The sequence below is a fragment of the Streptomyces sp. WAC 01529 genome (assembly GCF_003945545.1).
GTDB lineage: Bacteria > Actinomycetota > Actinomycetes > Streptomycetales > Streptomycetaceae > Streptomyces > Streptomyces anatolicus.
In genome coordinates this window covers 3,579,170-3,593,348 of sequence record NZ_CP029617.1, presented here as the reverse complement: position 1 = coordinate 3,593,348, position 14,179 = coordinate 3,579,170, and the positions used below count along the sequence as shown (strand labels likewise).

Sequence of the window (14,179 nt, the reverse complement as noted above, 5' to 3'; positions counted from 1 at the left end):
GTGGGACGCCCGCCCACGGCGCCCGGCGTGTATGGGAACCTTGGCCGCATGAATGAGCAGTCCGCCGCCCCCGCCGCCCCCGCTGAGCAGTACGTCCTCACCCTCTCCTGCCCCGACAAGCAGGGCATCGTGCACGCCGTGTCGAGCTACCTCTTCATGACCGGATGCAACATCGAGGACAGCCAGCAGTTCGGTGACCACGACACCGGGCTGTTCTTCATGCGCGTCCACTTCTCCGCCGAGGCCCCGGTCACCGTCGAGAAGCTGCGCGCCAGCTTCGCCGCGATCGGCGACTCCTTCCACATGGAGTGGCAGATCCACCGCGTCGCGGACCGGATGCGGGTCGTCCTGCTGGTGTCAAAGTTCGGGCACTGCCTGAACGACCTGCTGTTCCGCTCGCGGATCGGCGCGCTGCCGGTGGAGATCGCCGCCGTCGTCTCCAACCACACGGACTTCGCCGAGCTGGTCGCCTCGTACGACATCCCCTTCCATCACATCCCGGTGACGCGGGAGAACAAGCCGCAGGCCGAGGCGCAGCTGCTGGAGATCGTGCGCTCCGAAGAGGTGGAGCTGGTCGTACTCGCCCGCTACATGCAGGTGCTCTCGGACGATCTGTGCAAGGCGCTGAGCGGGCAGATCATCAACATCCACCACTCGTTCCTGCCGAGCTTCAAGGGCGCGAAGCCGTACCACCAGGCGCATGCGCGCGGTGTGAAGCTGATCGGTGCCACCGCGCACTACGTGACGGCCGACCTCGACGAGGGGCCGATCATCGAGCAGGAGGTCGAGCGGGTCGGCCACGACGTGACCCCCGACCAGCTGGTGGCGATCGGCCGTGACGTGGAGTGCCAGGCGCTGGCGCGGGCCGTGAAGTGGCACGCGGAGCGCAGGATTCTGCTGAACGGACGGCGGACGGTCGTCTTCGCCTGACGTGTGCGGGGGCCCGGGCAGGGGGCCGGAGTCACATCCGGCTCAGCGAGGCGGCGGCGAACAGGACGTCTCTGATCGCCTCCCGGTCGCCGTCTTGGCCCGCGGCCGCTTCCACCGGCGAGACGTGGCCCGCGGCCAGCCGGCAGAACTCGACGCCGTCCAGGGCCACATGCGCCACCTCCCGCTCGGCCGAGCCGACCGCCGCCGGTGAGTCGAGCGGGATGAACCACTCGCCGCCGCCCAGGCCCTCGATCTCCAGACGCAGGCTGCGGCCCGGCGCGCCCGCCGCGACCAGGCCGCGCGACGGCGTGGCGAGCCCGGAGCGGCGGCGGTCGGCCAGCGTGCCCGGGAGCATCCGGACGGCGAGGTCGATCATGTGGTGGAGGTGCCGGGGCGCGGGCGGCTCGTAGGGGTAGTGGACCGCCTCGGCGATGTCGCCCGCGTGGATCCAGCACTCGAAGGCGCGGTCCACCATCGCGTCCCGCAGCGGCAGCTCGATCTTCTGTCCCGGGGCGGCGGTGTCGTCGTCGCCGTGCCCGGACGGTGGCGCGGTCCCGTACGGCACGGGGAGCCGGCCCGAGCCGTCGCCCGCGAAGGAGACCGTGCGGACGATCTCGTGCGCCTGCTCCCGCCAGGGGCCCCGCACCGCGCGCGTGGGCGGGAAGTGCGAGGCGTGCCAGTACGCCTCGGTGCGGTGGGCGGGGTGCTGCGGGCCCGGGGTATCGGGGCCGAGCGGGTCCTCGAGGCCGAGGGCGAGGCCGACCAGACCGTCGACGGCGAGGAGATGCGCGATGATCCCGGCCACCGTCGTCTTCCTGCTCACCTGGCCGTCCTGCTCGAACCAGCGCAGCCGCACCGGAGCGTGCCACTCCGAGTCGCCGATGTCCCGCAGCAGGGCGTCGAGGCGGGCGCTCTCCGCGTCGTAGGGCACGGCCCACTCGGGCACCGGGATGCGCGGCGGGCGGCGGCCGAGGCAGCTCTGGAGCACGCGGGTGCGAAGGCCGGGGTCGAGATCGAGGCTCTCCTCGGGGTGCAGCAGACCGACGGCGTCCCGCAGCCGCAGCGCCTCCTCCGCGCAGGGCCCGCAGCCGCCCAGGTGCTCCTCGACGGCGGTGGCCTCGGCCGCGGAGCACGCGGCGAGCGCCCAGGCACCGAGCAGGGACTTCAGGACGCGGTGCTCGAGGACGAGCGGCTCGGGCGGCGGCGCCTCCCAGATGATCGCTTCCGGGGGTGGGTCGGGGACGGGGTGGCCGGTGTCCTCTATGGAGGAGCGCGGCAGCGGTATGCGCGGCGCGGCGGGCCGCCGCTCGGCGGATTCGGATGCGGCTGCGGGGCCGGGGTCCGAGCCGGGGCCGGGGCCGTCGGGCTCTTCGATCGGCTCGGGGCGGTCGGAGCCGTTCACAGCGCCGTCCCGTGTCCGGGCGGGCCGGTGGCCGGGCTCGCGGAGGGGTCCGCGGTGTCGTTGGCGGTCGACAGGAGCTGGAGGCCGAGGCGGAGCCTGCGCCGGTCCTCGTCCTCGGTGACGCCGAGGTCGGCCGCCGTCTGGCGGTAGTCGCGCCGCTGGAAGTACGCCAGTTCGAGCGCGGCGCGCAGTGGGGTGGGCATGGCCGTGACGATGTAGTCGGCGCGGGCGGCGGCCGAGGCGCGGCGGACCTTGCGCTCCAGCTCCTCCGTGCTGCCCTCGCCGCTGAGCGCCAGGGCGGCCGACTCGGTCTGGCGGAGCCTGCGGACGGCCCGCTGGTGGGTGAGCGTGGCGATCCAGGAGCGCAGGGGGCCCTGCCGCGGGTCGTACGCGTCGGGGTTCTCCCAGACGTGGGCGAAGACCTCGCGGGTGATGCGGTCGGCGCCGCACTCGTCCCCGAGGACGCGGTGGGCGAGGCTGTGCACGAGCGAGGCGAAGCGGTCGTACAACTCGCCCAGCGCGGCGGCCTCGCCGTGCGCCAGCCGCTGCTGCATCCGGCGGTCCCAGCGCCGCGGCGCGTCCTTCGGCATGCGGCCCCCTCGTGCGCTTGCCCTGTCCTGCCCTGTCCTTCGACGGTACTTCCTGTTTCCGACTCCCCCTCGAATGTAGTCGGCGGCACTGACAGCGCACCCTTGTTTATGCCAAAGCGCGAGCCCGCCCGGACACCGGATGATATTGACGGTGACGTCCTGGTGTTTCATGGGAGGGCGGTTGGGGCAGCCGCAGCAGAACGAAGCGTAGGGACCGCTTCCGGATCACTCCGGGCGGCGGGACGGCATGGCGAGCGAGAGGCGTGGCGCGTGACGCTCAAGGTGGCGGTGGGCGAGGAGGCCGGCTGGGCCGTGCTGCGCGTGTCGGGCGAGATGGACCTGCTCACCTCGCCCGTGCTGCGCCAGCGTGTGCACGACGCGGTGGCGGACGGCCGCCGCAGCGTCGTCCTCGACCTCTCCGACGTGCTGTTCTGCGATTCCAGCGGTGTCGGCGTGCTGATCGCCACCCGCCGTCTGATCCGCTCCTGCCAGGGCCGGCTGCGGCTGATCCTGCCCGCGCAGGGCGCCGTCGACGGCTCGCACGTCAACCGCGTCCTCGCCGCCCTCGGCGTACGCAGGCTCTTCGAGGTCTACCCGGACGTCCTGGCGGCCCTCGACGAGGAGGCCACCCCGCTCTCCGCCTAGGCGGGCTCCCCGCCCCCGCCGCGCCGTTCGGCCGCTCACACGTGCCGTTTGGCCGTCGCCACGAAGGTGTTGATCGCGTCGCGGGAGATCCGGCGCCGCTCCGCGAGGTCGTCGCGGTCGTCGGTCCTGTGCACCTCGGAGACGTCGTCGAGGGTTTCCCAGGCCAGCCGCACCAGTTCGTCGTCGTCGGTCAGCAACTGCACCCGGAACAGCGCCTCCTGGGCCTCGGAGCGCGTCTCGTAGGAGCGGAAGCGCGCCTCTTCCCCGTCCTCGGTCCGGTTCTCGTGTCTGCTGAACCAGCGGTCGATCAGGGTCCGCCGGTAGTTGACCAGCGCGCCCGCGTAGGCGCAGTAGGCGTCGATCCGCTCCTGCCGCAGCTTCTCGCCGCGGGTGAACTCCTCCGTCCGCTCGATCGCCCTGCGCTGGAAGGAGTGGGTGACCCCCGCGCCCAGGAGGGTCCCCAACACCGCTATGACGCTCGCCGCTACCGCTTCCACGCGCACCAGTGCAGCACATCGCCCCGTGGCACACCCTTGTCCCGGAATTCCGGCGGTCTTGCCACAACCAGCGCTTTCCGGCCTCCGGGGCGCCCTGGACGACGTACGCTCGCTGCCGGGGTACCCACCCTCTGAAGTGCAACCAACCGCGGAAGTGAGGCAGCCCGAAGATCATGGACAGTGCCGAGTACGAGCGTAAGATCGCTGCCCGGTTCGCCACCTTCGACCAGGACGGCAACAAGTACATCTCCCGTGAGGACTTCAGCACGGCGGCCGCCGCCCTGTGCAAGGAGTTCGGCGTGACGGCGCGGTCCGAGAAGGGCCAGGCGCTCTACATCGGCGCCGAGGCGTTCTGGCAGGGCATGGCCGGGATCGCGGACCGGGACGGGGACCAGCGGATCACCCAGGGCGAGTTCGTGGGCGGCGCGGTGAAGCGGCTGCGGGACAACTCCCAGCGGTTCGCCGAGATCGCCCGGCCCTTCCTGCACGCGGCGATCGCCATCGCGGGATCCGACGGCGACGGCGCGGTCGCACCGGGCGAGGTCGAGCGGGCCCTCAAGGCGCTCGGCGTGCCCGAGGACGTGGCGGCGGTCTCGGCCACCGGCCTCGACGCGGACGGGGACGGGAAGATCACCGAGCAGGAGATCGTGACGGCCTTCGCGGAGTACTTCACCGTCCCCGAGTGAGGGTGACGGAGTGACCGTTCCCGAGACGGGCCTAGGTCCCTGAGAAGCGCTCCCTGAGCTTGTACTTGAGGACCTTGCGCAGTGTCTCGTTGCGGGGAAGCGCCTCGACGACCTCCAGCTGTTCCGGCAGCTTGTAGGTGGAGAGGCCTTCTCCGCGCAGATACGAGGCGACCGCTTCCAGGGTCAACGGCTCGGTTTCGCCGCTCTGTTCGACCACCGCGCAGACGCGCTCGCCGCGTTCGGCGTCGGGAAGCCCGACGACCGCCACGTCACCGACGGCCGGGTGCCGGTGGAGCAGGTCCTCGATCTCCCGGGCCGAGATGTTCTCGCCCTTGCGGATGATGATGTCCTTCGCCCGCCCGGTGAGGACCAGATGGCCGGTCCCGGTGAGGTGCCCGAGGTCCCCGGTGATCAGGAATCCGTCCGCGTCGAAGGCTGCCGCGCTCTGCTCCGGGTCGAGGTACCCCTGGCAGACCGCCTCGCCGCGCAGCCGGACCTCGCCGTCCGTCTCCGGAGGCAGCACCTCGCCGTCGGGGCCGGTGACGCGGATCTCCATGCCGGCCGGGGGCCGCCCCTCGGTCGTCGCGAGGTGCTCGGCCGTGTCGTCCGGATCGCCCATGGTGATCATCGGGACCTCGGTCATGCCGTACCCGTGGGTGAGCCGGCAGCCCAACTCGCGTACGACCGCGTGGTAGATCTCCGGCGGCTTGGGCGCCCCGCCGCCCGCGAGGAGCCGCAGCGTCGGGATGACCTTCTCGCCCGGCGGCAGCTTGCGCTGCTCGGCCAGGAACATCGAGTAGAACGCCGTCGAGCCGCCCGCCACGGTCACGCCGTGCCGCCGGTAGCCGTCGAGCGCGGCGGGCAGCGCGAAGTGCTCGAACATCACCGCGGGGAAGCCGTACAGGAGCAGCATGACCGTGTAGTCGGGGCCCGCGATGTGCGCGAAGGGGAACGCCATCGAGCCGACGTCCGAGACCTTCAGGCGCAGGGCGTGGGCCAGGCACGAGCCGCCCGCGATCAGTGAACGGTCCGTGTGCAGGACGCCCTTGGGGTCGGACGTGGTGCCCGAGGTCCAGTAGATCCAGCGCACCGAGGTGCCCTCGGAGGGCGGCGGGGGCAGCACGGCCGGGTCGGCGTCGGGCAGCGCGTCGTACGCCTCGAAGACGCCCCTGGCGCCGAGCCGCCGCGCCATCTCGCCGTGGTCGAAGCCGCGCCAGACGCCGGGCACCGCGAAGAACTCCGCCTTGGACTCCCGCAGCGCGAAGCCGGCCTCGCGGTCGCGGTGGAAGGGGATGACGGGCGACTGGACGGCTCCGATGCGGGCGAGGGCGAAGGAGAGCAGGGCGGTCTCCACGCGCGTGGGCAGCTGCCAGGCGACGACCGTGCCGGGGCGTACGCCCATGCCGTGGAGCCCGGCGGCGACCCGTTCGGCGCGCTCGCGCAGGCCGCCGAAGGTGAGCGTGCGGTCGTCGGCGGGGTCGGCGGCGGCCTGGATGAGGACGGGCCTGTCGGGGGTGAGGTCGGCGCGGCGCGCGAGCAGCTCCCAGAGAGTGCGGGACTCGCCCAGTTCGTACGCGGTCTCGTTCTCCGAGGCCTTCATGCGGCCTCCTCCCCGTCCATACGTGGCTGAACTGACGGCGCGTCAGATAGTGCCGAGAGCGTAAGCCCCGGCGCCTTGCCGGTCCAGGGGTGCGGGGCTAGCCTCAATTCTGACGGGACGTCAGATCCCCTTTCCGGACGCGTAGGAGCCGCATGGACCTCACGTACACCGAGGAGGAGGAAGCCTTCCGGGCGGGACTGCGGGAGTGGCTCGCGGCGGCTCTGCCGAAGCTCCCCGCCAAGCCCTCGCCCCAGGACTGGCCCGGGCGGCGCGCCTACGACACCGCGTGGCAGCGCACCCTCTACGACGCGGGCTACGGCCACGTGCACTGGGACGCGTCCCCCACCCAGCGGCTGATCTTCCTGGAGGAGACGGAGAAGGCGGGTGCCCCCTATGTGGGCGCCAACTTCGTGGGCCTGCTGCACGCCGGGCCGACCATCGCCTCCGAGGGCACGCCCGAACAGCGCGCGCGATGGCTGCCGCCCGTGCTGCGCGGCGACGAGGTGTGGTGCCAGGGGTTCAGCGAACCGGACGCGGGCTCCGACCTCGCGTCGCTGCGCACGCGCGCGTGGCGCGACGGCGACCACTACGTGGTGAGCGGGTCCAAGATCTGGACCTCCCACGCGGAGGTCGCCGACTGGTGCGAACTCCTCGTGCGGACGACACCGGTGAGCGAGGCCGTGCCCAAGCACCGGGGCATCACCTGGCTCGCCATGCCGATGGACGCCCCGGGGATCACCGTGCGGCCGCTGCGGACCCTCGCGGGCTCTACGGAGTTCGCCGAGGTGTTCCTCGACGAGGTGCGCGTCCCGGCGGTCAACCGCGTCGGCGACGAGAACGACGGCTGGCGCGTGACCATGGTGACCCTCTCCTACGAGCGGGGCACCGCCTTCGTGGGGGAGGTGGTCGCCTGCCGCCGGGTGCTCGGCGAGATCGCCCGGGAGGCCCGCGGGAACGGCCTCTGGGACGACCCGGCGCTGCGCCGCAGGCTCGGCCGCCTCGCCGCGGAGTTCTCGGCGCTGTGGCGGCTCACGCAGTGGAACGTGAGCGAGGCGCAGCGCTCGGGCGGCGTGCCGGGGGTGGGCGGCTCGGTCTTCAAGCTGCGGTACTCCCACGCGCGCCAGGAGCTGTACGAGGCCGCCGCGCAGGTGCTCGGGGCGGGCGCGCTCGACCTCGGGCACGAGTGGAGCCTGGACCGGCTCTCCTCGCTGTCGTACACGATCGCCGCGGGGACCTCGCAGATCCAGCGGAGCATCGTGGCCGAGCGGATCCTCGGCCTCCCGAAGGGGCGGTGAGGGTCCGTATGGATTTCCAACTGACGGATGACCAGCGGGCGTTGCGGGCGGGGGTGCGGGAGCTTCTGGAGCGGCGCCTGTCCGCGCCGGGCTCTTCGCGCGGCTCTGGACGGGCCGGGCCGCCGGGCTCTGCGCCGGGCGCCGAGGATGGGCTCGACCGGGGCCTGTGGCGGCAGCTCGGCGAGGCGGGCTTTTTCTCCCTGATGCTGCCCGAGGAGCGGGGCGGCGTCGGGCTCGGGCTGCCGGAGGCCGTGCTGGCCTTCGAGGAGGCGGGCCGGGTGCTGCTGCCCGGGCCCGCGGTGGCGTCCTTCCTCGCAGCGGGGGAGGTGGCGGGGGCCGCGGCCGGGGAGACCGTCGTGACGGCCGTCGACGGGACGCTGGTGCCGTGGCTCGCGGAGGCGGACGTGGTCCTGGGGGATGCGTCCGGGGCCGTTCCACTGCGGTCCGTCGACCCGCTGACGCCGCTGCACCGCGTACCGGGCACGCCGGGGGCCGGGCGGGGCGTGACGGAGGCCGGGCGGGGCGGGCCGGGCGGCCCCGGCCCGGGCGTGCTCCTGTACGCCGCCGAGCAGCTCGGCAGCGCCGCGAGGACCTGCGAGGCGGCCGTCCAATACGCCCGTGACCGCGAACAGTTCGGCCGGCCCATCGGCGCGTTCCAGGCCGTGCAGCACCTCTGCGCACAGATGCTGGTGCGCGCGGAGGTCGCCCGCGCCGCCGTGTACGCCGCCGCCGTGACCCGTGACCCCCTGGAGGTGGCCGGTGCCAAGCTGCTGGCCGATGACGCGGCCGTCCGCAACGCCCGTGACTGTCTGCAAGTGCACGGTGGCATGGGGTTCACCTGGGAGGCCCAGGTGCACCTGCACCTCAAGCGCGCCTGGGTGCGGGCCCAGCTCGGACAAGTGGCCGAGGAGGCCGAGGAAGCGCTCGCCTCCGCTCTGTGACCGGGCGACCGTGACGCTACGGAGCGTTGATACCGGGTTGTGTCCTACGCGTGACTAGTCACGGCATGGAGTCGGCGCCCGCCTCGGGTACCTTGTCTCAGATGCGAGTGGTTCTGAGGCTGAGCCATCCCGGTGCCGCCCCTGAGGCGGCTCCGGGCCCGGCAATGCGCGCCGCTCGCGACGCAGGACGGGGTCTCGTGCCCGCCTGTTCGACCCCCCGCGGTACGCGTCGCACAGTATGCAGCACGCGTACTCCTTCGCGCTGGAATATGCCCGAAGCGCTTGTTGGGGTGACTGAACGTCAATCATGCTGTCTCCTAAGGGGATCACGTTCCGTGACCCCGTGGAGTCGCGAGGCGATGTGTCCGCCGGTTCGGATGGTGTGAGCGGTGCAGGTGCTTCAAGTTCAGCTGGAGGTCGGGGCCGACCCCGCGGAGGTGGGGCGGGCCAGGCGATGGGCCCGTTCGCGTCTGGCGGGCTCGGGGATAGAGGTCGACGAGCCAGTTGCCGAGACACTGATCCTGCTGATCTCGGAACTCGTCACCAACGCCGTTGTGCACACGGGCTGTCCGGCGGTCCTGCGCATGCTCCTGCCCGGCGTCCCCGACGACGTGCCGGGCACGGTCCGGGTCGAGGTGTGCGACCGCAGCGCCCGCCCGCCCCGGCAGCGGCACGCCGAGGGTGACGACACCAACGGCCGCGGCCTCGAACTCGTCGACGGCCTCGCCGACCGCTGGGGCTGGCAGCCCGAGGGCGGCGGCAAGAGCATCTGGTGCGAGGTCGACCGGTGCGAGCCGGGCGTCCCCGCGGTGACCTTCGACGGGGCGTCCTACGGCGACAGCGACGCCGATGCCGACGTGGCGTACGAAGCCGTCTGACCCGAATCCGTCTGACCCCGCGTACGGGAAGTCTCTGCCCCTGAGCCCGTATGCGCCGTCGTGTGCCACGATGCGCGCACCCGTGCGCGGGCCGGATAAAACGGGCATAGACCATTAATCCCCGGCAGGGTGTTGACGTACCGTGTCCGATTGATCACGCTTGTGTGCAGCGATTCGCCGCGAGGGGACGTCGAGGGTGCTCGGTGACGGAGATCCTTGACGAGATGTGGGTCGCGATTCGGCGTCGGTCCCCTCGGGATCACGAGGGACGTGTCGAGCGCCGAGCCGGAGGGCGGCGCGCGGCATCGCGCTCGGGGCGGAAGCCGGCGCGCCGCCGTCCGAGGGGCAGCGGCCCGGGGTGCGCGGCGCCCCGGGGCTCACAGCACGGCGACCGGCGCCACGGGCGTCCCGGTCCCGCCGACGAACGGCTCCGGCATCGCGGAGAGCAGGAACGCGTAGCGGGAAACTTCTGCACAGGCTGTGGACAACTTTTCGAGATTCCAGTTCTGGCCTTGCAGCATCCCCATCTCGACCAGGTCGAGCGCGTGCACGGGCAGCCATAGATTCTCGATCTCAGGCGGGAAGATCTCGAAGGTCAGGGTGTCATTGGCGACCGCGGCCACGTCCCGCGCGTGGAACCACTCGGGCGTACGCAGCGAGAGGCCGGGCGACGGATGGCCGTACGCGTGTCTGTCACCCGCCAGATAGACCTGGATCTGCCCCGTGCGTACGAGGACGATGTCGCCCGCGCGGACCGTGACACCCCCGAACTCCTCGGCCTCGTCCAGGTCTTCGGGCGTCACCGCGTGATCGCCCGGCAGCCGGTCGAGACCCTTGGCGCGCGCGACATCCAGCAGCACCCCGCGCGAGAGGACGTGCGCCGCCTTGTCGATGCCGCTGAACCGCGCGCCCGTATGGGCCGTGATGGTGTCGGCGGGGCGGCCGTTGTAGATCTTCCCGGAGTGCGAGGCGTGGGTGAGGGCGTCCCAGTGGGTGGCGGTCTGAAGCCCCATCGTCACCGCGTCGTCGCTGGTGGCGACCGTGCCGGGGCCGAAGAGCTCCTGGTTTATCTGCACCATGGCGTGCAGGGGGTTCACCCGCCCGGGGATCAGTCCCGTCTGCACGCCGTCCTCCTTGAGGGGCAGCGCGAGCGGGACGCGGCGGCCCGAGCGGACCTCGGCGGCGGCCGCCCGCACGACGTCGCCGGTGATGAGGTTGAGCGTGCCGATCTCGTCGTCGGCGCCCCAACGCCCCCAGTTGTTCACGCGTTTGGCGATGTCGTGGAACTCGGCCGGCAGTGACATGGGTCCTCCGCGGGGCTTGTCCTGAGGTATCTGACGGGTCATAGAATCTAACGGTCCGTCAGAAAACGCGGGAAGGGGCCGGTGTGGGGAACTTCTTGGCAGGCAAGGCGGTGGCCGTCACCGGCGCCGGGCGGGGCATCGGCAGGGCCGTGGCGCTCGCCGCGGCGGCCGAGGGGGCGAAGGTCGTCGTCAACGACTACGGCGTCTCCATGGAGGGCGCCGAACCGGCGAGCGAGGTCGCCGAAGCCGTGGTCAAGGAGATCCGGGCCGCGGGCGGCGAGGCCGTCGCCGTCGCGGACGACATCTCCACGATGGCAGGCGGGCAGCGGGTCGTCGACACCGCGCTCGCCGAGTACGGACGCGTCGACGGGGTGGTGTGCGTCGCGGGGATCCTGCGTGAGCGGATGCTCTTCAACATGTCCGAGCAGGAGTGGGACCCGGTGATCGCCACCCATCTGAAGGGCACCTTCACCGTCTTCCGCGCCGCCTCGGCGCTGATGCGCAAGCAGGGCGCGGGCACCCTCATCGGCTTCACCAGCGGCAACCACCAGGGCTCCGTCGCGCAGGCCAACTACAGCGCGGCGAAGGGCGGGATCATCTCGCTGGTGCGCAGCGCCGCGCTCGGCCTGCACAAGTACGGGGTGACGGCCAACGCGGTGGCGCCCGTCGCCCGTACGCGCATGTCGGCGAACGTGCCGATGGAGCTGACGGAGATCGGGGAGCCGGAGGACGTCGCCGCCCTCGTCGTCTACCTGCTCAGCGACCGGGCCCGCGAGGAGAGGATCACCGGGCAGGTGTACACGGTCGCCGGGCCCAAGATCGCCGTATGGGCGCAGCCGCGCGAGCTGCGCGCCGGGTACACGGACGGGGCCTGGACCCCGGAGAAGATCGCCGACTTCCTGCCCGGGACGGTCGGCACCGACCCCATGCCGCTCCTCGCGCAGGTGGAGGCCATGGCCAGGGCGGCGGCCGACAAGGCGCGCCCGAACGCGTAGGCAGGGGGCCGGTGATGGATTTCGGCTTCGGGGCCGAGGACGAGGCGTTCCGCGCCGAGGCGCGCGGGTGGCTCGCCGAGCACCTCACCGACGGCCATGCCCGCGCGCGCGGGCGCGGCGGTCCCGGCAGTGAGCACGAGGGCGCGGCGGAACGGCGGGCGTGGGAGCGGGAGTTGGGGCGCGGGGGCTGGATCGGCCTCGGCTGGGACAGCGACGCGTACGGCAATCGGCGGGCCACGCTCAGCCAGCAGGTCGTCTGGGCCGAGGAGTACGCCCGCGCGCGGGCGCCCGGCCGCTGCGGGCACATCGGTGAGAACCTGCTCGCGCCGACGCTCCTGGCGTACGGCAGCCAGGAGCAGCGGGACGAGTTCCTGCCGCCGATCGCCCGGGGCGAGGCCCTGTGGTGCCAGGGGTACAGCGAGCCGGGGGCGGGGTCGGATCTGGCGGGGGTGCGGACGCGGGCGGTGCGGGAGGGCGCGGACTTCCTCGTCACGGGCCAGAAGGTCTGGACGTCGCTGGCGCGGGAGGCCGACTGGTGCTTCGTGCTGGCGCGGACGGAGGAGGGGTCCCGGGGGCATCGGGGTCTTTCGCTGCTGCTGGTGCCGATGGACCAGCCCGGGCGCGTCGAGGTGCGGCCCATCCGGCAGATGACCGGCACCAGTGAGTTCAACGAGGTCTTCTTCGACGGTGCACGCGCGCGTGGCGCGCATGTGGTGGGCGGCGTCGGCGAGGGGTGGCGGGTCGCCATGGGCCTGCTCGGTTTCGAGCGCGGGGTCTCCACGCTCGCCCAGCAGATCGGCTTCGCGCGGGAGTTGGCGGACGTGGTGCGGGAGGCGGTGGACTCCGGGGCGGTGCGGGACGCGGTGGTGCGGGAGCGTCTTGTGCGGCAGTGGGCGGAGCTGCGGGTCATGCGGTGGAACGCGCTGCGGACGCTGGGGGGTTCGGGGGCGGAGGTGCTGCCGGGGGCCCCGAGTGTGGCGAAGTTGCTGTGGGGGCGGTGGCATCAGCGGCTCGGGGAGCTGGCCCTTGAGGTGCGGGGGGCGGCGGGTGCCGTAGGGCCCTCGGAGTGGCGGGCGGAGGCGCCGTATGACCTCGATCCGGTGCAGCGGCTCGCCCTCTTCACCCGGGCCGACACGATCTACGGCGGCTCGGACGAGGTGCAGCGCAACATCATCGCCGAGCGGGTGCTCGGTCTGCCGAGAGAGGCCAGGGGGCCTCGGTGAGGGGTCTGTCGTGAGGGGTCTGTCCGTGAGGAGTGCATGGTGAGGGGTGCATGGTGAGGGGTGTCGTGTTCGACGGGCGGCGGGTCGAGGTCGTGGACGACCTGGAGATACGTGATCCGGGGCCCGGGGAGGTGCTGGTCGGGGTGGCCGCCGCCGGGCTGTGCCACAGCGATCTGTCCGTGATCGACGGGACCATTCCGTTTCCGGTGCCGGTGGTGCTGGGGCACGAGGGGGCGGGTGTGGTGGAGGCGGTGGGGCCCGGGGTGACGCATGTGGCGCCCGGGGACCACGTGGCGCTCTCCACCATCGCCAACTGCGGTGCCTGCGCCGAGTGCGGGCGGGGGCGGCCGACGATGTGCCGCGAGGCCATCGGGCGTCCGGACCGGCCGTTCTCGCGGGGCGGCGAGCCGGTGTACCAGTTCGCGGCCAACTCCGCCTTCGCCGAGCGGACCCTCGTCAAGGCGGTGCAGGCCGTGAGGATCCCGGACGACATCCCGCTGACGTCCGCCGCGCTGATCGGATGCGCGGTGGTGACGGGGGTGGGGGCGGTGCTGAACCGGGCCAAGGTCGGGCCCGGGGACTCCGTGGCCGTCATCGGGGCGGGGGGCATCGGGCTCAACGTGTTGCAGGGGGCGCGCATGGCCGGGGCCGGGACCGTCGTGGCCGTCGACGCGAACCCCGCGAAGGAGGCGGTGGCCCGGCAGTTCGGGGCCACGCACTTCTTCCCGTCCACGGAAGGGGTCAGGGAGGTGCTGCCCCGGGGAGTCGACCACGCGTTTGAGTGCGTGGGCCGGGTCGCGCTGGTCCGGGAGGCGGTGGACCTCCTGGACCGGCACGGTCAGGCGGTACTGCTCGGCATGCCGGGCGCGACGGCGGAGGCGTCTTTCGTGGTGGCGTCCCTCTTCCTGGACAAGGCGGTACTGGGGTGCCGCTACGGCAGCTCACAGCCGCAGAGGGACTTCGCGCTGTACGCGCAGATGTACCGGTCGGGCCACCTGCTCCTGGACGAACTGGTGACGGCCACGTACGCGATGGAGGACTTCACGAAGGCGATGGCGGAGGCGAAGGCGGGGAGGGTGGCACGGGCGGTGCTGACGTTTTGAGGGGCTTCTACGGGGCGGGGGCAGCGCGGGGTAAACGGGTGGGTGGGTGGGAAAGACCCTTGCGGGACGCAGGCTCCGGGCCACTTGTCA

General features: G+C 72.5%; 14 protein-coding genes. 9 read left to right on the top strand and 5 right to left on the bottom strand.

The features are described 5' to 3' along the window. Window positions 1-48: 48 nt before the first annotated feature. Entirely contained in the window at window positions 49-930 is an 882-nt protein-coding gene (gene purU / locus DMA15_RS15965) for a formyltetrahydrofolate deformylase (RefSeq protein ID WP_125513419.1), read from the top strand. A gap of 31 nt (window positions 931-961) precedes the next feature. On the opposite strand, the gene DMA15_RS15960 is transcribed toward purU, so the two are convergent. After that, the gene (locus DMA15_RS15960) at window positions 962-2,332 is read right to left on the bottom strand and encodes a zf-HC2 domain-containing protein (RefSeq protein WP_125513418.1); all 1,371 of its coding nucleotides are present in this window, start codon (window positions 2,330-2,332) and stop codon (window positions 962-964) included. Continuing rightward, the gene (locus tag DMA15_RS15955; RefSeq protein ID WP_125513417.1) at window positions 2,329-2,922 is read right to left on the bottom strand and encodes a sigma-70 family RNA polymerase sigma factor; all 594 of its coding nucleotides are present in this window, start codon (window positions 2,920-2,922) and stop codon (window positions 2,329-2,331) included. The genes DMA15_RS15960 and DMA15_RS15955 overlap by 4 nt, the downstream gene beginning before the upstream one ends. A gap of 270 nt (window positions 2,923-3,192) precedes the next feature. Here DMA15_RS15955 and DMA15_RS15950 point away from each other — a divergent pair, with 270 nt between their 5' ends. After that, window positions 3,193-3,567: an STAS domain-containing protein gene (locus DMA15_RS15950; protein WP_125513416.1), complete on the top strand. Its 375-nt coding sequence runs from the start codon at window positions 3,193-3,195 to the stop codon at window positions 3,565-3,567. Window positions 3,568-3,602: 35 nt separating this feature from the next. Here the strand turns inward: DMA15_RS15950 and DMA15_RS15945 are convergent, their stop codons facing one another. Then, complete coding sequence (locus tag DMA15_RS15945; RefSeq protein WP_125513415.1) at window positions 3,603-4,064, bottom strand: hypothetical protein; 462 nt, start codon at window positions 4,062-4,064, stop codon at window positions 3,603-3,605. A gap of 173 nt (window positions 4,065-4,237) precedes the next feature. On the opposite strand from DMA15_RS15945, the gene DMA15_RS15940 reads away from it, so the two are divergent. Next, window positions 4,238-4,750 carry an EF-hand domain-containing protein gene (locus DMA15_RS15940; RefSeq protein ID WP_125513414.1) on the top strand — a complete coding sequence of 171 codons (513 nt, stop codon included), beginning with the start codon at window positions 4,238-4,240 and terminating at the stop codon, window positions 4,748-4,750. Between the two features lie 31 nt (window positions 4,751-4,781). On the opposite strand, the gene DMA15_RS15935 is transcribed toward DMA15_RS15940, so the two are convergent. After that, the gene (locus tag DMA15_RS15935) at window positions 4,782-6,350 is read right to left on the bottom strand and encodes an AMP-binding protein (RefSeq protein ID WP_125513413.1); all 1,569 of its coding nucleotides are present in this window, start codon (window positions 6,348-6,350) and stop codon (window positions 4,782-4,784) included. A 152-nt stretch (window positions 6,351-6,502) separates the two neighbouring features. On the opposite strand from DMA15_RS15935, the gene DMA15_RS15930 reads away from it, so the two are divergent. The 3 genes from DMA15_RS15930 to DMA15_RS15920 all read left to right on the top strand — a co-directional run bounded on the left by DMA15_RS15930 (window position 6,503) and on the right by DMA15_RS15920 (window position 9,464). Beyond that, window positions 6,503-7,645 (top strand): acyl-CoA dehydrogenase family protein, encoded by a 1,143-nt coding sequence (locus tag DMA15_RS15930; protein ID WP_125513412.1) that lies wholly within the window; start codon window positions 6,503-6,505, stop codon window positions 7,643-7,645. A gap of 8 nt (window positions 7,646-7,653) precedes the next feature. After that, window positions 7,654-8,586 carry an acyl-CoA dehydrogenase family protein gene (locus DMA15_RS15925; RefSeq protein ID WP_125513411.1) on the top strand — a complete coding sequence of 311 codons (933 nt, stop codon included), beginning with the start codon at window positions 7,654-7,656 and terminating at the stop codon, window positions 8,584-8,586. A 389-nt stretch (window positions 8,587-8,975) separates the two neighbouring features. Continuing rightward, complete coding sequence (locus tag DMA15_RS15920) at window positions 8,976-9,464, top strand: ATP-binding protein (RefSeq protein ID WP_125513410.1); 489 nt, start codon at window positions 8,976-8,978, stop codon at window positions 9,462-9,464. 377 nt (window positions 9,465-9,841) lie between these two features. Here DMA15_RS15920 and DMA15_RS15915 read toward each other — a convergent pair whose 3' ends face one another. Next, the gene (locus DMA15_RS15915; protein ID WP_125513409.1) at window positions 9,842-10,768 is read right to left on the bottom strand and encodes a cyclase family protein; all 927 of its coding nucleotides are present in this window, start codon (window positions 10,766-10,768) and stop codon (window positions 9,842-9,844) included. 83 nt (window positions 10,769-10,851) lie between these two features. Here DMA15_RS15915 and DMA15_RS15910 point away from each other — a divergent pair, with 83 nt between their 5' ends. From DMA15_RS15910 to DMA15_RS15900, 3 genes are read left to right on the top strand one after another with little or no spacing between them, the layout of a single operon-like run. After that, window positions 10,852-11,763: an SDR family NAD(P)-dependent oxidoreductase gene (locus DMA15_RS15910; protein WP_125513408.1), complete on the top strand. Its 912-nt coding sequence runs from the start codon at window positions 10,852-10,854 to the stop codon at window positions 11,761-11,763. 14 nt (window positions 11,764-11,777) lie between these two features. Then, window positions 11,778-12,986 (top strand): acyl-CoA dehydrogenase family protein, encoded by a 1,209-nt coding sequence (locus DMA15_RS15905; RefSeq protein WP_125513407.1) that lies wholly within the window; start codon window positions 11,778-11,780, stop codon window positions 12,984-12,986. A 53-nt stretch (window positions 12,987-13,039) separates the two neighbouring features. Then, window positions 13,040-14,089: a Zn-dependent alcohol dehydrogenase gene (locus tag DMA15_RS15900; RefSeq protein ID WP_125517812.1), complete on the top strand. Its 1,050-nt coding sequence runs from the start codon at window positions 13,040-13,042 to the stop codon at window positions 14,087-14,089. Window positions 14,090-14,179: the final 90 nt, after the last annotated feature.